Raw genomic sequence first — 22,708 nt, 5'->3', positions numbered from 1 at the left:
ACGGACATGTCAAAGAAAATAAGACGAATATCATTTTTAATGATTTATTTAGCCAGATGAGAGTAGTAGCTGAGTTACCCCACGCGGATTTTAAAATCACGATTTTTAGTATGAACCAAAAGTTTATTGTGAAGATGGAACGGGGAACATTGGAGCAAACTTATAAAGTAGCAGAAATGGACCTTACCGACGGCGTGAATAGTGTATTTGAATTACTTGACGAAGAGTTTCTTAAAACTGTATCGGCACGTTTTAAGGATATGGCGATTGATTTTAAGGCGAGTTATAACAGATACAACTATTAATAAAGGTAATTAATATAATATATTGATATTTAAATAGTTATATTAGTAATGTTAAACATCTCGAAAAGTACTGAATACAATTGTTAAATCGGTTTAAGCCGCTTCATACTATATAAATGTTTTAAAGCTTTTTATGAAACTTCTTTTATAGCATAAAGCGGCTTATAATTTATGTTGGCTATCAATTTATTTGACCAACTCAAATTTTGCAGTAAAGTGTCTAAGAAACGGAGTTTGATAAACCATCTTCATTCCACTCACATTTGAACGTTTTTCAAAAACGGCAATTATTACCTCTGTTAAGTAATCCATATGGCTTTGTGTATAGGTACGTCGGGGGATAGCCAGTCGCACAAGTTCCTGCTGCGCATGCTCGCCGAACATTACTGACCCAATCTCCACACCTCTTATTCCTCCCTCCAGATACAATGCCGCGCACAATGCCTGTCCCGGAAACTCGTGCGCAGGTATATGTGGTAAAAAAGCTTTCGCATCAAGGTACAGCGCATGTCCGCCAGTTGGTTTCAGATACGGCACTTGAAATTCATCCAGTTTTTCACCAATGTATTCAATACTGCGAATACGATATTTTAGATAATCCTCTTCAACTATTTCTTTTAAACCTATTGCAATAGCCTCAAGATCACGGCCCGATAACCCTCCGTATGTTGGAAAGCCTTCCGTAATAATAAGCAGATTACGGCATTCTTCCGCCAGTTGCTGATCATGTACCGCTAAAAAGCCACCAATATTTGCAAATGCGTCCTTTTTCGCGCTCATTGTGCAACCATCTGCATAAGAAAACAATTCCTGTGCTATTTCTTTAACTGTTTTATCCTTAAACTCCGGTTCGCGTTGTTGAATGAAGTAGCAGTTTTCTGCAAAACGGCAGGCATCAATAAAAAAGGGTATCTTATATTCTAAACAAATTGACTTAACTTCTCTAATATTAGCCATGCTAACCGGTTGACCGCCTCCGGAATTATTGGTAACAGTCATTATAATAAGGGATATATTTTCCGCGCCTTTCTCTTGTATAAATTCGCGAAGTCTTTCCGTATCCATGTTCCCTTTAAACGGAGCCGGAACAGACGGGTCTTTGCTGGCGGTTGTTAGCAAGTCCACTCCTAAAGCTCCGGAAAATTCTATATTTGCTCGGGTTGTATCAAATAAGGTATTGCTTACAACATATTTTCCTATTCCACCTTTAATTGTAAATAATATCTTTTCTGCCGCACGGCCTTGATGGACAGGTATAATAAAAGGCATGTGCGTTAAATCGCGCACCGCAGCTTCAAAACGGAAGAAACTGTCGCTACCTGCGTAACTTTCGTCACCACGCATTACACCCGCCCATTGTTCACTGCTCATGGCACCGGTTCCGCTGTCTGTTAACAGGTCAATAATAACATCTCTGGATCGTAAAAGAAAAGGGTTATAATGTGCTTCTTTAAGCAAAACGGCGCGCTCTTCGGCCGTAGTAAAATGGATCGGCTCAACCGATTTGATCTTAAATGGTTCAATAATAGTTCTCATGAAAAAATATTAAAAAATGAATAAATAGTGCTGTAGTTTTAGCACTCCTTCATTCCGGGTTTTTAATAATATTTTTCCAGTTGGATAACATACCCCAAATGTAACGATTAATTTAATTTCAATTCGCCATTTGATTTGTGGGTTACATACTTTGTTATAAGCGCTTTTATATCTCTTACTAAATGGCATTAAAATTTCCATTTCAAAACCTGCAACAAAATGCGCCCAATAAGTGTAATTTTATTTAGCATGAGTAAAATATTTACAATAGCAGACGGTCTTGAAAATTTAGGTGCCCTGCGCACCGGAGGGCAAGGTTCTGTATATAAAGGCAAACGTACAGGCGCCATTTATACCGCAGTAAAACTTATACCAACACCAATCCACATAGAAAATGCGCAGGACAAAAACTATCGCAACTTCCAAAATGAGGTAGCCAAACTCAAAAAAGTAAATGAAAAACCGAATCCCAATGTAGTAAAAATGCTGAGCTGGGGTATTACTGAAAGCGGCTCGTTCCCTTACATAGAAATGGAATATATTGAGGGGCCCGATCTGAGCGAATTGCTTACTCCGCCAAATGAAAAAATATTTACGCTGAAAGAACTGCTAAAAGTTGCAGATCAGTTGTCGTGCGCACTTAAACATTGCCATAAAGTGGGCGTTAAACACGGTGATATAAAAAGCGATAACATAAAGTATAACACGCATACAGGTAACTATGTACTGCTTGATTTCGGACTGGCTATTATGAGTGAGGAACAGCGCCGCACCAGCATACGCCACGCCGGCGCTGTTGAATTTATGGCCCCCGAGCAAAATGAAGGTAAAATGCTGTTGCAAACCGATGTATACAGCTACGGTATTATCCTATACGAATTATTAAGCGGTCAGGTACCATTCCCTTTAAATAACAACAGCGATACGGCACGCAATACGGTAATGGTGGCGCATATGGAAGATAGTGTGCCTGATGTATTGCAATTGCGAAGAAATAACCTGCCTAAATCTTGGAACGAAGAAAAAAAAGAAACTGAGATGCAGGTGCCTGCGTGGTTGCTTGAAGTGATAAATAGGTGCCTGCAAAAACGCCCTGAAGATCGTTATGATAGCGGCGTTGAATTGCACCACGCTATCGCAAATGGCAGTGTTTCTACAGGTATTAACGTTATTAATGCACTTCAACCTGAAATAATAGCTTTACAGGAAGAAAATAAAAGGCTGCAACGGGTACTGGCCGAACGATCACAACCGGTAACAACATCCGGAGTATCTGGCGCACCGGTATCCAAAGCATTTTTTAACAGCATTTTCGCGCTCATGATTGTGTTTATGTTGCTATCAGGCTACCTGTTGTTTTTTAAAGACGGTTTTTCCGGCAGGGACAATGCAGCAAGGACAGATAGCATAGCAAAGGCAGACACATCTACTCAGATGATAGAACGTGAGTTGATGGAGCAGGCACTTCAACGCAGGCGTGACTCTTTAAGAGAAGAAGAAGAAGAACAACGACGCGTCAGAGAAGCTGCGCAGCAAGCTCAAGTTGATACCGGAACGGATCAAAACCCGGACACAACGTTAGCGCCAACCGAGTTTTAAAACAATATAATTCAACATAAAACATCTATAATAGTAAAGTGTTCAGTACACATACTTGCAATATTAATGGAAACTAAAGGAAATTTCTGGCAACGTTTAGGCATACAGGATTGGTTTCTTACCAATGAAACATCGGGCATAAACGGAAAAACTCCCGCATTAACCCCAGATACAGTTTATAAATACATTATAGAAAAGTTTGATGACTCTATTAAAGAGCTATCATTTGGGAACCGTGTAGTTTTCTATCATGAATTCATTATTAGTTTTAACGCTGACGACTACCGTGATTTTGTTGAAAACAAGCAGGGTATTTTTGGTTTGATAGCCAAAGAAACGGTAAAAAAATTTTACGAGATATTAAAACAGCTAAGGGCCGCCGGCAAAACGGTTGAGCCTTCAGGTTCTAAATGGGTTTTCAGGCTGGTATCCCACCCGGACTATGTTCGCGGAGATAAGGGCTTTATAGGTAAGCTACTACCTGATAACAATAACACCCCCAAACCTGAGAATTTACGGGTAACATTCATTCCTCGACAAACTGGTATTGCGCAAACCTTTGATGTTAATAATGATATTTTGAAGGGCTTTACTTATTACAGCGATGGCTATATGGAAATCCCATACGAAGAAGAGTTGGAATATAACGAAGAAAAATCTTTAACCAGCAATGCAATAGCACGTTTAGAGACCATCATTCCTGACAAACAATTTGCCGGTAAAAAGGTGGAGTATTTAATGAAAGCTGATGATATAATCGTATCTGGCAACGATGAAACGCGCGACGAACCTCATATTTTCAAAATTCCGTCAGAATGGGTTAACTCTCCGCACCTTCAAATAAAATTTAATAAAACAGATGGCAAGTTTTACCTGGCATCCTTTGGCGAGGTAACTACCATGAACGAAGTTGTTGTTAAAGCCAGTGATATTAACGCACCGCTTTGGGTGGAGCTTCCTGTAAATTCACGGTTATTGCTTAACGGAATTATTGGTATTAATCTATTCAAAGCATAGTATGTCGCACATATTATCCATAGTGCTATTGATATTGGTTCTTGGCTTATTGGTCACACATTTCATTGATATAAAAAAATCGGGCAACTAAAATGGCTGAGAACTTCTTCGGGCAAACAGATACCGGTAAAGTACGCGACAATAACGAAGATACGTTTATTGCGCAGTTAAGTTCAAACAAGCAATATATATTAGCTTGCGTTATTGACGGAGTAGGCGGATACCACGGTGGAGAAGTTGCAGCAGACCTTGCTAAAGAAGAAATATTAAAACACCTGGGACAAAGCAAAGGCGATCTAATCCCCGATATGATTGATGCGTTCAAGCGCGCAAATGCCAGGATCTATGCCGAAAAACAAGTCAATAGGAAGCATGAACAAATGGCGTGTGTGGCTACGCTGGCCGTTGCCGATCTAAAAAACAATCAGTTTTTCTATGCTCACGTAGGTGATACCAGACTTTATTTGCTGCGAGATGGATCTCTTGTAAAAATAACAAACGACCATTCTTTTGTTGGGTATTTGGAAGATTCAGGCAGGTTAACTGAAACTGCTGCCATGAAACACCCTAAGCGCAATGAAATAAATAAAGCATTGGGTTTTAGCGAATTGATAGAAACTGATGATACTTATATTGAAACGGGGCAATCTCCGTTTTTACCGGGCGACATGCTGCTGTTATGTAGCGATGGACTTACCGACATGGTGGATAAAAACGACATCACGCAACTGGTTACCGGTAATGACACGCTTGAACAAAAAACTGCTGCACTTATTGAGGCGGCCAACGTTAACGGTGGCAATGATAATATTACCGTTGTTTTGGTAAAAAACAACAAAGCACCTCAAACATCAGGTACAGTGCTACAGGCTTCTACAGCAAAAAAAAGCACGGTTTCGCTTGACGAACAACTGCCAATAGTTGAGCATATACCCCAGAATGAGATTTTAACACCAATGCAACCTAAAAAAAGTAATTTATTAACTCTATTGCTATTTATAATTTGCCTAGCCCTACTGGCATCATCAATATGGCTTTTTATGCAGTGGCAAAAGTATGCACCGCATAACGATACAGCGACTAAAACAACAAATCCCGCACGTAATACCCAGGAAGTTTTATTGCAGGATGCGTTCAACAATGCCAAAGGCGACACACTTGTTCTGTCTGACAGTATTTTTAAAAGCCCGATATTAATAACTGATACGATATTTATAAAGGCCGACAGCCTTTTTGTAAAAGCCAGAGGCAACATTATTTTACAGCGTGACACCGCCTACCACGGTCCCGCCATTGTAATATCACCTACAGCCAAAGTAACTTTGTTAGATAGCCTACAATTCAGTGGTTTCCCCACCGCTATTTACCTTAACAATACTAACTTGATTTTGAAGCATACCAGTTTTACTGGTAGTATAACACCTGTAGTAAACAGATTTACTTTTGGGGGCAAATCAGTTGTTAACAGCAAGATATCCGTAATGACAACTAATACCGATTCTGTAAATAAACGCCACGCAAATATCAATGGATCAAAATAAGCCCGCTACAATGCCAGGCCGCAACATTGAACGCTCTTTTTTATTGGCAGTAACTATACTGTTGGCGTTGTTTTTCTTCCGGTTATACACAGTTTTGCAAACAAGGTTCGAAGATGTTGAATCGCGCGTGAAAGACGGAACAATGATCAACCTAAATGGTAAGAATCCGGCTGCGGCTGTAAAGCTTTTACTTCAAAAAGGTTATTATTTTGATGATAAACGCGATGTTGACCTAATTGAAAACACAGTTGCTGCAGCTATAAAACCCGGAGAAACAATTGACAACATTGGTGAACTGAATAAACGCAGGTTTAACCTGCTGGCTGATGAAGCTTATGTAAAGGGTGGCGAATCCTTTAAATCTCGGGTGGATGCATCAAGATCTTTGTTAGGTTATACAGGCAATGACTCTCTGACGTTTATCCAGGAGAAACGGAGCCCTTCCACCCTGCCCTCGGTTGTTGACCTCAAAATGGGAGAACATACCATGGATGGCTTCATCCTTAATAAAGCGACACCTGTGCCAGGCGTTTTGGTAAAGCTGGAACTGATATTACCTCAGGATAGTATTTATAATGACGAACCTATTGAAGACATAAAGATTGTAACCGCTAAAAAAAACGGAATTACAACTGTAAACTTACCTGACAGCGCCGGTAAAAAACATTTGCAGGAACTTAGCGCATACGCACGTACTGATAACAAAGGTCATTTTGCATTTACTAATCTGCCGGCCAATAAAGCTTTTAAAGTTTTGCCTTTACAACCCGGCTTTCAATTTGGATCATCACAGGGCGTGCAAGATCTTGATGGTGATGCCTCGTTCACATTTCAACAAACACCACATACTATCAGACTTTTCTCTACGCGCGATTTTAACATTCTGAAAAAAGAAAAGGCGCTGATCATACGTACCCCGCAGGAATTTAATCGCTGGTTCATTATCATCGCCGCAAGTTTAATAGCTGCATTCGTGCTGATGCATATTGTTCTATCGTGGAAGTTCAGAGCGGCAGATCAATTTATTTTGCCGGTTATTATGTTGTTTACCGGGCTTTCTTTTTTAACATTATTAAGCCTGCAAGACCCTTTACGCGACAGATTCTTAGCTAAAGACAGCTTAGCTTATTTAGTGATTGGTTTTTTTGTAATGCTGATAGTATTATTTGTCAATCTGCGCAGTTTCAATACAGACTCGCGTTTGTACCGCATGCTGGTATTTAAAAATCTACCATCGTCTGCAAATGGTTGGCCCTGGGTAATTTCAGCAATAGGCTTATTAGCATTAACCATAACATTTGGTACCGGCCCCGAAGGTAGCGGTGTAAAGGTTAATCTATTTGGCTTTCAGCCTAGCGAAATAGTAAAATATCTTATCATACTTTTTCTGGCAGGTTTTTTTGCAGTTAACGAAAAGCTCATCAGCGAATACACCAGTTGGCGAAAACGCTGGTCGTTTTTTTGGTTTGCGCTGATATCCATACTTACCACGCTAATGTTGTTTTTGCTTCTGGGCGATTTAGGGCCGGCAATGGTAGTGTGTTTCACTTTTATTGCATTGTTCTCCTTTTCGCGCGGCGATTTTATGTTTATGGCTGTATCGGTGGTGCTTTATGTAATTGTGTCGTGGATACTCAAAAACGTATGGCTTTCTGCTGGTGTAACACTGAGTATTGTAGCGTTACTGATGTTATTACAGCGCAAACAATTAAGTGAATCGGCTATGATGGTGCTGCTGATAATGGCTGCGTTTTTAACAATAGACCAAGTTCCTTATCTGGATAAATTATTCCCTGGCCCTGTGCAGCGTTTAGTTGATCGAAAAGCCATTTGGCAGGATGCCTGGAACAATGAAGTTTATGGTGGCGATCAGGTAGCTAACGGACTTTGGGCCATGGCGGGCGGTGGTATTACCGGGCAAGGTGTTGGTGAGGGCTACGCTAAAACTATCCCGGAGGCACATACAGATATGATACTCCCATCAATGGGCGAAGAATTTGGCTGGATGGGTATTGTAACCATTTTTGTACTCTTTCTTTTGTATCTGCACCGTGCTATTATAATAGGGCGCCGAACGGGTACGCCGTTTCTTTTTTACTTGTGTGCGGGTATAGGTATTTCCACCTTTGTGCAGTTTATCCTTATTGCGGGTGGCTCAACCGGCGCCCTGCCGCTATCTGGCGTATCTTTACCGTTCCAAAGTTATGGGGGCTCATCGCTGGTGGCTAATCTATTAGCTTCGGGATTTCTACTCTCAGCATCAAGGGTAAAGGGAACACCGGTACAAATGAACTACATAGCCAAACAACAAGATAATAATCTGGTACCCGCGCTTCTTGCAGCATTTATTGGTATATTCCTATTAACAGTAAATGTGTCCCGTTATTTATTTAACAACAAAATTTGGGTTGTCCAGCCCTCGCTTGTTGCTGATAGAAGTGGCGCGCGCATGTTTAGTTATAACCCACGTATCGCTATTTTAATGAATAGGCTCAAAGCCGGATCGCTGTTTGACCGCAACGGTGTGATATTAGCAACCAGCGATCCGGACAGCGTGAAGCGACAACACTTTAAACTGTATGGGGCAGGCATTGAGAATTACAACCTCGACTCGGCAATGCATAAACGTGTTAGCAGATATTACCCATTTGATGAACAGATGTTTTTTTGGACAGGTGATGCAAATACCGGCGTGTTTAATGGCAGCGTAAACGGTTACTTTGCCGAGTATGAGCACGCCGCCGAACTGCGTGGATTTGATATGCCCACTACCAGATTTACTGTATTAGCGAAACGCTATTCTGAAAACAGATACCTCGCGCGGGGCGTAAAAGAAATGACCGTGGTTAAAAAAGATTATAAAGCTATCGCTCCGCTGCTACTTGCCGGAATAAACAGCAAAGAAGTAGAAGCTTTTAAAAATCGTAACCGGGATGTAAAGCTCACTATGGATGCCGGTTTACAAACCAGTATACAACGCTCTATAGCAACAGATACCTCACTAAATGATAACAGGGTATCAGTGGTTATAATGCAGGCTAATACCGGTGACGTGTTAACTTCGGCAGTATATCCGCTCCCACCTGTTCATAACTGGGAAAAACTGACCATGAGTTATGCTGAACAAAACCAGCTATCGCAATGGATAACAACTTCTGACCTGGGCTTTACACACTTTACTCAACCTGGCTCAACGGCTAAAGTACTTACATCTATGGCTGCCTTCAATAAACTGGGGTTGGCTGCTGCCAATAAACGATACTCCGTAAGTACTTCGGAACGCATTCGCACTAAAGGTTTGGAACCTGATGAAACCGGCGTAATTGACCTGCGCCGCGGGTTGGTAAAATCAAATAACGTTTACTTTATTAAGCTGGCCAACCAGGAACATTTGCAGGAGCAAATGGGCGATTTGTATTTAAAAACCGGTATGTTTTTACATGGTGTAGGGGGCTACTATTATAATAAGCCCGAAGAAAATGCCGCTCAGGAAGAAAAGTGGCGACAACTATGGCGCAGAACAGAGTTTAATACAAAACCGCGCTATAATCCTAACAACATTCGCCTAACACGCGCAAAAGGTATTTCGGGTATGGCGTGGGGACAGGGCGAATTAATTGCTACGCCAGCGGCGATAGCCCGCCTGGCATCAGGCGTAGCAAATAATGGTATGTTAATTAATAACCGCTATGTTTTGGAGGTAAGCGATTCTCTGCTTCCTGTGAAGCCAGCGATAAAATTGGCTAACAATCCAAAATACGCGCAGCTTTTACGTGAATATATGATAGAGCAAAGTGCCCCTAAAAGATATACATTGGGTGTTTCAGTAGCGGGTAAAACAGGTACTCCCGAGCGCATCTGGAAAAAAGAACAGATCAATGATGGTTGGTATGTATTTTTTGCTCCAATGGCAAAATACAATGGCAATATTGTGGTTTGTGTACGTATAGAATCAACCAAAGGCTCGTCAGACGCGGTGCATCTGGCCGGGCGGCACGTTGTACCATTCTTAATTAAAAAGGGTTATATTAAAGATATTACTCCGCAAACAAATCAATGAAGGTTAGGTTAAACAAACAGGTTGAAAAAAACGTCAACATTAAACATGGTATTCAATTTTTTTAACAATGATGCTGATGAGCGCCCGTCAGATGTGAAAGGTGTGCGCCACGCCCTACTTCAATTTATTAAACAACAATTGCAAAAGGCAGAAGGCGGCGAAGGTGGTAACATAAAAGGTGTTTGCCTTTATATAAATACTACCGATGCGGATAAACATGTTTATGAAGCCGCTGTTTATGCCGAACAACCCCAATTATTGAGGGACGAGATACAAAGAACTGCTGACGATTATGCAGTAGCGCTTCCCACGAATTGGTCGCTTGATGTAATATTTGATGAAAACATTCCTACCGAAGCAACAAAGGCTCTTAATATTGATGCAGCATTTTTTGTTAAAACAGCTAAACACGCTATAAAAAAAGAAGCCACAGCTTATATACGTGCTTTAAGCGGAGAGACATTGGAATCAGAGTATATACTAAAATCAGAAAGCGGTAAAATTAACATTGGTCGCGATAAAAAAACACAGTCTGATGAAGGATATTTCCGCACCAACCACATAGCATTTCCGTCAGAGAGTAAAAGCAAAGAAAACAGATTCATCAGCAGACAGCACGCACATATTGAGTGGAACAACGATGCAGGGCGCTTTATGATATTCGCCGATGAGGGTGGCATACCTCCCCGCAATAAAGTAAAAATACGGTCAGAAGCTAATGAACAGATAACAAAATTACACGCTACCCACATTGGCCACGAATTGCAGGAGGGTGATCAGATAGTATTGGGAGAGTCAGCAGTAATTGAATTTAGCTATAAATCCCTTAAAAATGAGTAAGGTATTTACTATAGCTGATGGATTAGAAAACCTTGGTGCATTGCGTACAGGTGGCCAGGGTTCTGTTTACAAAGGCAGGCGCTACGGCCCTATTTATTCGGCGGTAAAGCTGATACCAACTCCGTTATATACGGAAGACCAAAATGATAAAAATTATCGCAATTACTTAAATGAGGTAGCTAAACTACAAAAGGTTAATGAGAACCCAAGCCCCAATGTAGTTAAGATATTGAGTTCAGGTATTACAGAAAGTGGCTCCTTTCCATTTATTGAAATGGAATATATTGAGGGCCCTGACCTGGCCGAATTGCTGCAGGCACCGCACGACAAGATCTTTACTTTAAAAGAATTGATAAAAGTTGCCGATCAGTTAGCATGCGCGCTTGCGCATTGCCACAAGGTTGGTGTTAAACATGGCGATATTAAAAGCAACAACGTAAAGTACAATATACACACAGGTAACTATGTGCTGCTTGATTTTGGTTTAGCTATAATGACTGAAGAACAGCGTCGCAGCAGTATGCGCCATGCCGGAGCTATTGAATTCATGGCTCCTGAACAGAACGAAGGTAAAATGCTTTTGCAAACCGATATATATAGCTACGGAATAATTTTGTATGAGTTGCTTACAGGCCAGGTACCCTTCCCGCTTCCGGGCAATGGAGATACCGGCCATAACGCGGTAATGGTGAGCCATATGGAACAGGATATACCAAATGCTGCTACTTTGCGCAAAGCTAACTTGCCGGAACATTGGAGTGAAGACAAGAAAGTGCTGGAGATGCAGATACCTGATTGGTTTATGCGTTTGCTACATAAATGTCTTCAAAAAAATCCTGAAGAGAGATTTGCTGACGGTACAGACCTACACAATAATATAATAAATGGTAGTTTATCTGCCGCATCTGCCCAAACAGACGCACTGAGTGCAGTGGCATTAAATACTGAAAACACACGACTCCGCGAACAACTTGCAGCTATTAAAGGAGCTGACGGAACATCTTATAACCATTACCTTAATGTTTTTGAGCGCGATAAGAGGATGGTTGTCATTTCAAAAAAATTATTAATTGGGGTAGTGAGCATAGCGGGCTTGTTTCTTTCATTATTTCTTTTTAAAGTATTCTCGTCCAAGACAAACGGCAACACTTACGCCCCGGTTTACGAATCGCCATATACGTTTTTAAAACCTTATAATACAGACAGTATGATGAGGGCTGAGCGTGAACATGTAATCAGATTAAGAATGGACAGCATTGACCGGATTAAAGCAACACAGCAAAAAAATTATATTCCGCCGCCGGCAAAGAAAAAAAGAAAAAAATTCCTGGGAATATTCTAATTAACTAAGGGTTGTACCCTTTTTGAAATTATGGATCAACCAGCATGTAAATCTGTTAAGTCAATTAATATTGTGGATTTTGATAGCTGCGAAAAAAACGCAAAACAGATATTGCCGAAGTCAAATGAATAAAATACAATTTAGCCTAAGTGTCATTTATAAATCATTTCGAGCGATTGATTAAAATGTTTATGGTTTTGTATCGTCTGTTGATTTATGTTAAAAAGATTCCCTCTTATTATCCTGATCTGGTTGTTGAGCAACCTTTATTTTTATCAGGCTATCAAAACAACTGTCGCCACTAATCAATATGCAATAGTTTACTGGACAGCTAATCTTTTATTGATGGCAGGCATATTGGCCGCATTTTTTGTACGGCGTGGTTCCCCTTTACAGCAGACACTTATTACCTGGTTGATGGGTTTGATGTTGTTAGCCTTTGTTCCAGGCGTAGCAGCTGCGCCTATCCTATTATTAGAAGATATTACCCGGATATTCCGTGACTTTCCGCCACGTTCCATCTTAATCAGCCAATTGGCAATCGGTGTGGCATTCATCGCTTTTTCGGTAGTACTGTTTGGCATTACTCGGGGCCGCCACTTTTATCGTTTAAAGAAAACTACACTGCGTTTTCCCAATCTGCCCGAAGCTTTTGATGGATTTACGCTTACCCAGATAACCGACGTGCACTCAGGCAGTTTTACAGACGCAGCCGGCGTGCAAAAAGGCCTTGATCTGATCAATGCTCAGCGTAGCGACGTTATCCTGTTTACTGGCGACCTGGTTAACAATAAGGCTAGCGAAATGGAACCATGGATAATACCTTTTGCCGGACTTAAAGCAAATACCGGCAAATATTCGGTACTGGGTAATCATGATTATGGCGATTATATTAGTTGGGAAAGCGCGGAAGCAAAAACGGCCAATTTAAAACGCCTTAAGGAAGTGCACGCCGACATTGGCTTTAAGTTGTTGTTGGACGAGTCTGTTCAGCTCCACAGGAATGGCGCTTCTATTACGATTATTGGCGTAGAAAATTGGGGAAAAGGTGGTTTTCACAAATATGGCGATCTTAGTAAAGCCACCAATAACGTAGATAATGACGCATTCAAGATACTGCTATCACATGATCCCTCCCACTGGGAAGCTGTTACCTTGAATCACGAAAAGCCTATTGATTTAACGTTGTCGGGGCACACGCACGGTATGCAGTTCGGTATTGATTTTCTCGGGCTTAAATGGAGTCCTGTGCAATATGTCTATAAACAATGGCTGGGCCTTTACGAAAACGCAGGTCGTTACCTATATGTTAACAGAGGTTTTGGCTTTCTGGGACTCAAGGGTCGAATTGGAATGTGGCCGGAGATAGCAGTTATCACGTTGAAACGCGGATAAATGAATAATACATCCTTTCCTATTATTTTCAAATACCCGGTAAAGTGGCTGTAGCTGCTTTACTTGCCGATACAGAATTTACTAAATATATTATCCAGTAAATCATCGGTTGTAACAGAACCCGTTATTTCACCTAAGTAATGTAAGGCCTGTTTAATATCCATAGCAAGAAAATCTGACGTAATATCCTCCATCCCACTTAAAACCCTTACAAGTGCATCCTCTGTTTTTTGTAGTGCCTCGAGGTGTCTAACATTGGTTACCAAGATATCCTGACCCTCCAGTCGCTTTTTGACAGCCGCATGATAGATTTTAAGTTTTAGCTCATCAATGTGCTGTTTTTCTTTAGCAGACACAATAACAGCGCTTTCGGTTTGGGGAATAGCAGCTTTTTCATCATTAGAAAGCAGATCGGCTTTGTTAGCCACAACTAACATATTAATACCAGGCTTACTAAGCTTTTCCAGATCTTCATTCAATTCGGCCAAAGTAATTTGCGCAGCATCATACAAGTAAATAAGCAAAGCAGATTGACTTATTTTTTCCATTGTACGCTCCACACCTATTTTTTCAATAGTATCTGTAGCCTCTCGTATGCCAGCAGTATCAATTAAACGGAAGTTGATGCCATTAATATTAAGCACCTCCTCTATCGTGTCACGTGTAGTACCCGGTATATGGCTTACAATAGCACGCTCTTCGTTTAGCAGCGCGTTAAGTAAAGTTGATTTACCGGCGTTAGGCCTACCTGCTATCACCGTGTTAATTCCCTGCTTAATAGCATTGCCTAATTCAAACGATTGGATTAACGCTGTTATAACTTTTAAAATATCGTTGATCAATTTTTTTAACTGATCACGGTTGGCAAACTCAACGTCTTCTTCTGCAAAGTCAAGCTCCAACTCAATTAACGACGCAAATTGCACCAATTGCTCTCTTAAAACTTGCAACTGGTTGCTAAAACCACCCCGCAATTGCTGCAAGGCAATTTGTTGTGATGCTTTTGAGTTAGACGCTATCAAATCTGCAACAGCTTCTGCCTGCGACAAGTCAAGTTGGCCATTTAAAAATGCTCTCAACGTAAACTCGCCGGGCTTGGCGTTTCTCGCACCGTTTTTAACCAGCAACTTAATTATAGACTCAATAATGTAATTAGAACCGTGGCATGATATCTCTACAACATTTTCGCGGGTATAAGACTTCGGCCCTACAAATAATGATACCAGCACTTCGTCGAGTAACATATCGCCGTCAACTATATTACCGAAATGAATGGTATGTGAGCTTTGCTGAGTTAGGTCTTTTCCTTTAAAAACTTTATTGGCAATGGTTATAGCATTTGGTCCAGACAGGCGTATAATTCCTATAGCACCGCTTCCGGGCGGTGTTGCTAATGCTACAATGGTTTCTGTTATATAGTTCATTGTTCGTAATTTCACGGCTCATAGGGTGGTTAAAAACACACCATCTGGGCGCGATGTAAAGGTCGCAATTTACTGATGAATAGTAACCATTAAGCGTCAAACAAAAATCATAACTTGTCCCGCAATATGGTAACCTTTTTTGAAGCATCTCTTGATAAAATTTCTGTGCACCACGTAGGCAATAAGTCGCAGAATGAAATGTATGCGCTGTCTGAAGCATCATTGCAGTTAAAAGATGAATTAATGAGCAGTTTGCTGATGCAATACTTTTTATCACCTTTTGAAAAAACTAACGAAGTATACCATTTAATGCATAGTAGTGGTGATTTGAAATTAAATGAGCTACACCACTTCGTTACACAGGCATTTGTTAACGAAAACCAGTTTCATGAGGTATCCGAACAAATAGCTAAATACCTTTATGAGGTATCTGATCATCCGAAGATAAAACCAGGAGAAGTTTACGTTACCTGCTTTAAACAACTTCAGATTGAAGGTGAGTTATTAGATGCTATCGGCGTATTTAAATCAGAAACCAAAGAAACATATCTAAAGGTTTACCCTGATAAAGGCGGGTTTAACCTGGGTTATGAGGAAAATGCCATCAACATTAATAAACTGGATAAAGGCTGTCTCATTTTTAATACCGACAAAGAAAGCGGCTATAAAGTTGTGGTTATCGACAATAACACCAGGGGTACAGAAGCCGCCGTTTATTGGAAGGATAGCTTTTTACAATTGAAGATCCGTAACGACAGCTATAATCAAACCAGTAATGCATTGGGTATTTACAAAAACTTTGTAACCAATAAAATTGATGAAGATTTTGAAATGACCAAGGCTGACAAAATTGACCTGCTCAATCGCTCAATGAAGTACTTCAAAGAGAAAGAGACTTTTGACCTGGACGAGTTTGCAGGTGAAGTAATTGGCAATGAACAGGCAATTGCGTCTTTCAAAACATTCAAAAACCAATACGAGGAAGAGTTTGAAACACCCATACCTGATACCTTTGACATTGCAGCCAATGCTGTAAAAAAACAGGCGCGGGTTTATAAAAGTGTTTTAAAGCTGGACAAAAACTTCCATATTTATATTCACGGTGATAAGGACCTGATAGAAAAAGGATTTGACGATGGAAAGGCTATGAATTACTACAAAGTTTATTTCAAAGAAGAACAATAGATGATAATATTGCTTGTATTACTTTTAATAGCTCATCTGGCTTCAGCGGTATACTTTTCTATCAAAATAATGAATACTGGCTTGCTTACAATAAAACAAAAGAGCTTAAACATAGTATTACTATTCACCATCCCCAGTATATGGTGCTCGTTGATTTTTTATGTTTTAAAAAAACAGCCCGGTTCTCACAACATACCGGTAAAAAACGATGTGTCAACCAAGGAATTCCATGAGAGCAAAACAGGCTATCCAATGTAATTTACACGTCTTCCTTTTGTAACAACGCGGGTATCGTTCTTAAAATTAATTTAATATCATTCTTAAAGCTGTGGTTTTGAGCATAGGTATTATCCAACATCAAGCGTTCGTCTTCGCTCATCTCACCTTTACCTCGCTTTTCTACCTGCCATAGGCCGGTTATACCTGCAGGTGCGGAAAAGCGTAATACATATTTGTCTGTAGTTAATTTCTCAGCTTCATACAATGGTAACGGACGGTTACCTACAATACTCATGTCGCCTATAATAACGTTCCATAGCTGGGGCAATTCGTCAATACTTGTGTTACGTATAAACTTACCAACTTTAGTTATTCGTGGATCATTTTTTATTTTGAAGAAGGCCGAACCCGCAGCATTTTGCTTGCTATACCTGAAATCTTTTTCGCACCAGCTAACTTTATCAGCGTACAACGGATACTGACATTTACCATAACTTTGACAGGCATCACATAAAAACTGATGCGCTGCAGTTTCGGTCTCTTTAGGCTCGTTACCCGAATCTATATTGTATTGATTTAAGTGTTGAAGGTCTTTAACCCGCTGATCGGCATTGACATACATCGACCTGAATTTATAAAACCTGAATACACGGTAACCAGTTCCAACCCTTAACGAGTAGTAAAATGCCGGACCTTTTGATTCAAGTCTGATCCAGAGATAAATAATCAAAAACAGTGGCGAAAGCATTAGCAAAGCTCCACCTGCAAATACAAGGTCAAATATACGTTTACTTGTTTCTATTTTCTTAAGCTTTGGTGTTGTATTTTGAAGGCTACCTCTTAGCGACGACCAGTTTTCAATCAAAAAATTAACTCTTACTTCTATGTTTTCAGAGATCAAAGGCAACCTAAAAACGTCTGCTACACCAGAAGCTAAGGCCAGCTTTACTAAATTTCTATTTAGATGATTAACTATCAATAAAAAAGGTACAGGTGGCAATCCCTTATTTTTAAGTGCTTCTACCAGAGCCAATCCCGAGGGCGCCATAATTTCGCTGTTGCAAATTACGGCACATATTGGCAATTGCTGATTTTGCCATGCAGAAACGAGTTCAATACCGTTGCCATATAAAGCCAGCTCCCGGCCATTAAAGTTTAACGTCTTAAAAATAGCAATAGCTGTATCATCAAACCCAACCAGCGCAATTATCTGTTTACTTTCTATTGAAGAAGTATTGGTTATACTCATAACGCGGTAGCTTTGTTAATTTACAATTCGCCTTAAAACAACTCTTATACGGGCTTCCAGTTCGGCCGGATTGAAAGGTTTAACTATAAAGTCATCTGCTCCGCTGTCTAAACATTTAATGCGTTTATCAGAGCTATCTTCACCCGACAAAATAATTATTGGTATGGACTTAAAAAAATCACTTGCTTTTACTTGATTGATTAACTCTAATCCGTTTAACTGCGGGGTGTTTAAATCGGCAATAATAAGGTCGGGTATGTTGCCGCTTTGCATAAATGCCAAAGCCTCCATCCCATCTTGTGATATTTGAATTTCATATGTGGCACTTAAAAACTCTTTAAGTATGGCCTGCATATATAGGTCGTCTTCTACTACAAGTATTTTTTTTTGGATGGTGTTTGATAAACTCATGTTTTAGTAAGCAAGTATGATAATTTGAATGAATCTGGCTGTCAAGAATACAAAATATTGCGCTTGTTTAAATTTATTTTGTTACCTTTTAACGTAAATTATTTTGTTAAGTTAGCTAATAATTTACTTTTTTTATACCGCCAATTTTAAACTTTACTAATCCTTTTTACGTAATACCCTTTGCCAAATGTCTGTGACGCAATTTATATTTGATAACGACCAGCTAAATAGATTATTCCCGTACTACATTCTTTTGAATAAAGACTTTAGCATTGAGGGTTATGGCAGCGCTTTGGGAAAAATTATAGGCAAGCAAGGGGGGCAATATTTCAAAGATATTTTTAAAGTTATTGATAGCGTAGATAGTGCCAATAATATATCAAATATTAATGCGTCCGATGGCTACACTATGAAGATCAGTATTGCTTCGCATCCTGACATGGTATTAAGTGGCGCTTTAGAATATCTTAAGCAAGCAGGCAAATACTTTTTTTCGGGCAATTTGGTAGCTAACGCTATCAAATCTGATAGTAGTACAAATAATACAGAACTTCCTGAAAATTTTAATTTCCCTGATAATTTTTTTGAGCGTGTTGTAAACGAATTGCCGTCTGACGTTGTAGTGCTCGACACCGACCACACCTATCGCTTCATTAACCCAAGAGCTATTAAAGATGCTGAATTGCGTGAGTGGATGATTGGTAAAACAGATGAAGACTATTGCAATTTAAAAGGCAGGCCGCTAAGTTTAGCAGAGGAGAGACGCCGGCAGTTTAATGAAGTGATGCGTACGCGGAAGCAGCGCATGTGGGAAGAACGTATGTCTGCCCCCGATGGCTCAACTCACTACTTGCTTAGAAATATGTATCCGGTGTTGGATAACGATCAAAGCGTTGAGTTTGTAATAGGTTATGGGCTTGACATCACCGACCGTAAGATAATGGAAGATCAATTGCGGATCAACGAAAAAAGATATCGTGACCTCTATAATTTTTCACCGGCATTAATTTATACACACTCAACTGACGGAACTTTGTTATCAGTTAACCCTGCTATTTTCGCTGTATTAGGATACACTGCTGATGAGGTTGTAAATAAAAATATAAAGGTATTGCTACCTGGTATTGATAAAGACCGAATACAGGTTGACTATATTGATAAAGTAAACGGTGCCGGCACAAGCAAAGGCATATTTCGCGCTACACATAAAAATGGTAACAGTAAGTATTTGTTTTATCAAAATTACAAGGTAGAGGAACAAGATAGCCAGCCCTACATTATAGGTTTTTCTCAGGACATCACCGAAAGGATTTTAGCTGAGAAAGAGTTATTACTTGCTAAACGAAATACAGAAAAGCTTTCAAAAGTAAAAGATACCTTTCTCGCTAATATGAGCCATGAATTGCGTACACCGATGAACGGTATATTGGGTGTTACCAATTTATTAAGCAAAACTGTGCTTAATGACCAGCAAACTCATTATGCTCACCTAATTACAGATTCGGTTAACAACCTGCTCACCATCATCAATGATATACTTGATATGGAGAAGATCAGTTCAGGCAATATCGAGTTTGAGCATCGTGCGTTTAAGGTGGTTGACAAAGTTGCTTCTATCGTGCACTCTTTTGAATATAAGGCAAATCAGAAGCAAGTGCAGTTGAAATTAAACAACACCTTACCAAGTAACTTAGTTGTAATTGGTGATCAACATCGCCTTGCACAAATACTTAATAATTTGTTAAGCAACGCCATTAAATTTACTAACAAAGGTTCTGTAATAGTTACAACAGGTTTGCTTCATTACACCGATGCTGACGCTATTGTTGAGTTTGTAGTTGAAGACACAGGGATAGGTATAGATGAAAGCAGGCTACCTACCATTTTTGAACCTTTTGTTAAAGCATCAACAAAATTTGCAGGAAAATTTGGAGGAACTGGCTTAGGCCTTTCAATAAGTAAAAATCTGGCTGAAATGCAGGGTGGCAGTATTGAATTAAAAAGCAAGGTTGGCGTGGGCAGTACTTTTACATTCAACCTGCCATTTAAACGCGGACAGTTACAGGCTTTGAGTGAAACGAAGGCCCCTCCTCTGAGTCTGTCAAAAATTGAGAAGAAAATATTAGTGGCCGAGGATATAGAGTTGAACCAGTTTCTGGTTAAAACAATGCTCGAATCATGGGGCGGCAGTGTTGATATTGCGGTGAACGGTAAAGAAGCCATTGAAAAAGTAAATGGAAATACTTACGATTTGATATTGATGGACATTCAAATGCCTGAAATGGATGGTATAACGGCTACTCGCCATATTAGAGAATTAAACAATGATCAAAAAGCTAATATTCCTATTATAGCTTTTACTGCAAATACTTTACAGGGTGATGCAAAGCTTTACAAAGATGCAGGAATGAATGACTACATAACTAAGCCCTATACCGAAGAAAAGCTGCACGAAAAAATATCAGAAGTATTAAACCTGGCTGAAAAAGAGCAAACCGAAACTCCTTCTGCGCCTGATACAACACAGCAAATAGTGTTAGAGAATGAAGAAAGATTGTACAGCATTGCAATGATCGAGGCAATTGGCAAAAACAATCCAGCTTTTATTGATAAAATGATAGTGATGTTTGTTGACTTTGTAGTAAAAGACTTTGACAAGCTAAAAGAAGCTGCATCCCAAAATAACTGGAAAGAAGTTGGACAGATAGCTCACAAATTAAAATCAACATTTGGCAACATGGGCGTAACATCACTTGTACCTTATGTTATTGAACTTGAATCGCAGGCTGGTGAGCCTAATCAATTAATTGAGAAACTGGATAACGGGCTTGCAAAGGTTTTTAAACAAATGAAAGCAGATTACCCTGACTTGTTTACTAACTAATATTTAATACGCGTTTTAATCGTTTCCAGGTACCTTTCCATAATCCACCATCTATTTGTATACGCCTGTCGGTTGTCCATACAATAGCGCTGTTTACCTTGTGCATTTTACCAAATCCTTTTTGCGTAAGTTTCAATGCAAGGTAACCATCTTCATTGGTGCCCGGCGGATGATTGAATCCATCAACCTGCAAACCCTCCTCCCTTCTAAAACCTGAGTTAAAGCCATATATGTTTACAGCTTCTGTTTTTTTATATTTGTTATAAAGGCGGGTAAGTTCTGCAAACCACTCATAGAAATAATAAGTTATTCTGCCGGTACTACCAATGGGTATAAAAGAAAAGATGCCGTAAGTTATAGCTACGTTTTGGCGTTCTAATGGTTTGCTCATCTCCTCTATCCAGTTTTTAGGATAAATTGTGTCGGCGTCAGCATTTAATATATATTTTCCGCGCGCATGTTGTAATCCAAAGTTACGGGCAGGAGTTATACCTTGTATAGTTTGTAAAATACAGGTGACGCCGCAGGCTTTTACCAACTCCTCTGTTTTGTCTTTAGAGTTATTGTTTACAACTATTATTTCAACATTTTTTTCCGTAATGTTATGGCACAGGGATGATAGCGTAGGCACTATGTTTTCTTCCTCATTATACGCCGGCATTACAATAGATACATCCGGAATACCTTCTTTTACAAGGTTGCGGTTGTAAGCTTCGGCTATACTCTGTGTGGTAGCTTCTGCATGGTTGTTATTCTTTAAGTAATTACTAATGTATTGCGGTATAAAAACAGATTTCATTTACCTGGATTTTGTATGTATGGGTTATAAAGTTAACATTTATACGGTATTAATATGGCTTGGTGTTTCCTTAAAATGGATAATATGCACTAACAAGTTAAATTGATATTTACTTATTGTTCCATAAAAATTGATTTTATATTTGTGACACACCCCTGGCTACAGCCTTATAATGGAAGATAAAGAAATAATCCCGGAATTGTTTGTTGTTGGCGCTGGCCCCGGAGACCCTGAGCTGATAACTGTTAAGGCCTATAAAATTTTGCAAACTGCCAACGCTGTTTTATATGATAACCTTGCCAATAAACAGTTGTTAGACCTCACACCAACTGATTGTGACCATGTTTATGTTGGCAAGCAACCTTATGGCGCATATACTCCTCAAGAGGAAATCAACGCTATGATAAAGCACTTTGCATTCAGTCGCGGCAGAGTTGTCAGGTTAAAGGGAGGCGATCCGTTTATTTTTGGACGCGGGTTTGAGGAAATATTATATGCGCGTGAGCACGGTATTAAAACTCATTACATACCCGGAATAACCAGCATGCAGGCATCCGGGCTTGGCGATATACCGTTAACACATCGTGCCGTGAGTGAGGGTATTTGGGCAATTACCGGCACAAAAAAAGATGGCACTTTATCTGCCGACCTTAAACTGGCCATGCAAAGTAATACTACCGTTATAATTTACATGGGCATGAAACAAATTCCTGTAATATCGACAGCTTATGTTGAGGCAGGAAAAGGCGATACCCCCGCAGCTATTATACAACACGCTTCTCTCCCACAACAAAAATGGGCAAAAGGTACCGTTAAAGATTTGGCTGTAATGGCAGAAAGCAAACAACTCACTTACCCTGCACTTATAATTATAGGACATGTAGTTGACCTTGCCCCGTAAA

Annotated in this window: 16 protein-coding genes; 11 read left to right on the top strand and 5 right to left on the bottom strand. The window is 39.8% G+C overall.

Annotated features, from left to right (window positions below; all coding sequences use genetic code 11):
• Window positions 1–110 precede the first annotated feature (110 nt).
• Complete coding sequence (locus CLV57_RS10740) at window positions 111–305, top strand: hypothetical protein (RefSeq protein ID WP_317044583.1); 195 nt, start codon at window positions 111–113, stop codon at window positions 303–305.
• Window positions 306–491: 186 nt separating this feature from the next.
• On the opposite strand, the gene CLV57_RS10735 is transcribed toward CLV57_RS10740, so the two are convergent.
• Window positions 492–1,841, bottom strand: a complete 1,350-nt coding sequence (locus CLV57_RS10735) for a tryptophanase (protein WP_100341413.1) — start codon at window positions 1,839–1,841, stop codon at window positions 492–494.
• 249 nt (window positions 1,842–2,090) lie between these two features.
• Here CLV57_RS10735 and CLV57_RS10730 point away from each other — a divergent pair, with 249 nt between their 5' ends.
• From CLV57_RS10730 to CLV57_RS10700, 7 genes are all read left to right on the top strand, one after another.
• On the top strand, window positions 2,091–3,440 hold the full coding sequence (locus CLV57_RS10730; protein WP_100341412.1) for a serine/threonine protein kinase: 1,350 nt from the start codon (window positions 2,091–2,093) through the stop codon (window positions 3,438–3,440).
• Between the two features lie 66 nt (window positions 3,441–3,506).
• Entirely contained in the window at window positions 3,507–4,457 is a 951-nt protein-coding gene (locus CLV57_RS10725; RefSeq protein ID WP_100341411.1) for a hypothetical protein, read from the top strand.
• A gap of 92 nt (window positions 4,458–4,549) precedes the next feature.
• Window positions 4,550–5,998 (top strand): PP2C family protein-serine/threonine phosphatase, encoded by a 1,449-nt coding sequence (locus CLV57_RS10720; protein ID WP_100341410.1) that lies wholly within the window; start codon window positions 4,550–4,552, stop codon window positions 5,996–5,998.
• Window positions 5,985–10,058, top strand: coding sequence for an FtsW/RodA/SpoVE family cell cycle protein (locus CLV57_RS10715; protein WP_100341409.1), 4,074 nt, complete (start codon window positions 5,985–5,987; stop codon window positions 10,056–10,058). Before CLV57_RS10720 ends, CLV57_RS10715 begins: the two co-directional genes overlap by 14 nt.
• Window positions 10,059–10,103: 45 nt before the next feature.
• On the top strand, window positions 10,104–10,898 hold the full coding sequence (locus CLV57_RS10710) for an FHA domain-containing protein (RefSeq protein ID WP_100341408.1): 795 nt from the start codon (window positions 10,104–10,106) through the stop codon (window positions 10,896–10,898).
• The gene (locus CLV57_RS10705) at window positions 10,891–12,240 is read left to right on the top strand and encodes a serine/threonine protein kinase (RefSeq protein WP_100341407.1); all 1,350 of its coding nucleotides are present in this window, start codon (window positions 10,891–10,893) and stop codon (window positions 12,238–12,240) included. Before CLV57_RS10710 ends, CLV57_RS10705 begins: the two co-directional genes overlap by 8 nt.
• 216 nt (window positions 12,241–12,456) lie before the next feature.
• Window positions 12,457–13,635, top strand: a complete 1,179-nt coding sequence (locus tag CLV57_RS10700; protein ID WP_100341406.1) for a metallophosphoesterase — start codon at window positions 12,457–12,459, stop codon at window positions 13,633–13,635.
• Window positions 13,636–13,694: 59 nt separating this feature from the next.
• Here the strand turns inward: CLV57_RS10700 and mnmE are convergent, their stop codons facing one another.
• Window positions 13,695–15,059, bottom strand: coding sequence for a tRNA uridine-5-carboxymethylaminomethyl(34) synthesis GTPase MnmE (mnmE, locus tag CLV57_RS10695; RefSeq protein WP_100341405.1), 1,365 nt, complete (start codon window positions 15,057–15,059; stop codon window positions 13,695–13,697).
• A 126-nt stretch (window positions 15,060–15,185) separates the two neighbouring features.
• Between mnmE and CLV57_RS10690 the strand changes: the two genes are divergently transcribed.
• Window positions 15,186–16,244, top strand: coding sequence for a nucleoid-associated protein (locus CLV57_RS10690; RefSeq protein WP_100341404.1), 1,059 nt, complete (start codon window positions 15,186–15,188; stop codon window positions 16,242–16,244).
• Between the two features lie 259 nt (window positions 16,245–16,503).
• On the opposite strand, the gene CLV57_RS18610 is transcribed toward CLV57_RS10690, so the two are convergent.
• Together CLV57_RS18610 and CLV57_RS10675 are read right to left on the bottom strand one after the other, a co-directional pair.
• Window positions 16,504–17,712 (bottom strand): sugar transferase, encoded by a 1,209-nt coding sequence (locus tag CLV57_RS18610; protein ID WP_157799128.1) that lies wholly within the window; start codon window positions 17,710–17,712, stop codon window positions 16,504–16,506.
• 15 nt (window positions 17,713–17,727) lie between these two features.
• The gene (locus tag CLV57_RS10675) at window positions 17,728–18,123 is read right to left on the bottom strand and encodes a response regulator transcription factor (RefSeq protein WP_100341402.1); all 396 of its coding nucleotides are present in this window, start codon (window positions 18,121–18,123) and stop codon (window positions 17,728–17,730) included.
• A 187-nt stretch (window positions 18,124–18,310) separates the two neighbouring features.
• On the opposite strand from CLV57_RS10675, the gene CLV57_RS10670 reads away from it, so the two are divergent.
• Complete coding sequence (locus tag CLV57_RS10670; RefSeq protein ID WP_100341401.1) at window positions 18,311–21,007, top strand: PAS domain-containing hybrid sensor histidine kinase/response regulator; 2,697 nt, start codon at window positions 18,311–18,313, stop codon at window positions 21,005–21,007.
• On the opposite strand, the gene CLV57_RS10665 is transcribed toward CLV57_RS10670, so the two are convergent.
• Window positions 21,000–21,806 (bottom strand): glycosyltransferase, encoded by an 807-nt coding sequence (locus CLV57_RS10665; RefSeq protein WP_100341400.1) that lies wholly within the window; start codon window positions 21,804–21,806, stop codon window positions 21,000–21,002. The two genes, CLV57_RS10670 and CLV57_RS10665, sit on opposite strands and share 8 nt — an antisense overlap.
• A gap of 172 nt (window positions 21,807–21,978) precedes the next feature.
• On the opposite strand from CLV57_RS10665, the gene cobA reads away from it, so the two are divergent.
• On the top strand, window positions 21,979–22,707 hold the full coding sequence (gene cobA / locus CLV57_RS10660) for a uroporphyrinogen-III C-methyltransferase (protein WP_100341399.1): 729 nt from the start codon (window positions 21,979–21,981) through the stop codon (window positions 22,705–22,707).
• The last annotated feature ends 1 nt before the right edge of the window (window position 22,708 follow it).

Source organism: Mucilaginibacter auburnensis, assembly GCF_002797815.1.
GTDB lineage: Bacteria > Bacteroidota > Bacteroidia > Sphingobacteriales > Sphingobacteriaceae > Mucilaginibacter > Mucilaginibacter auburnensis.
Note: the sequence above shows the minus strand (reverse complement) of the source record. Positions and strands in the feature narration are given on the sequence as shown.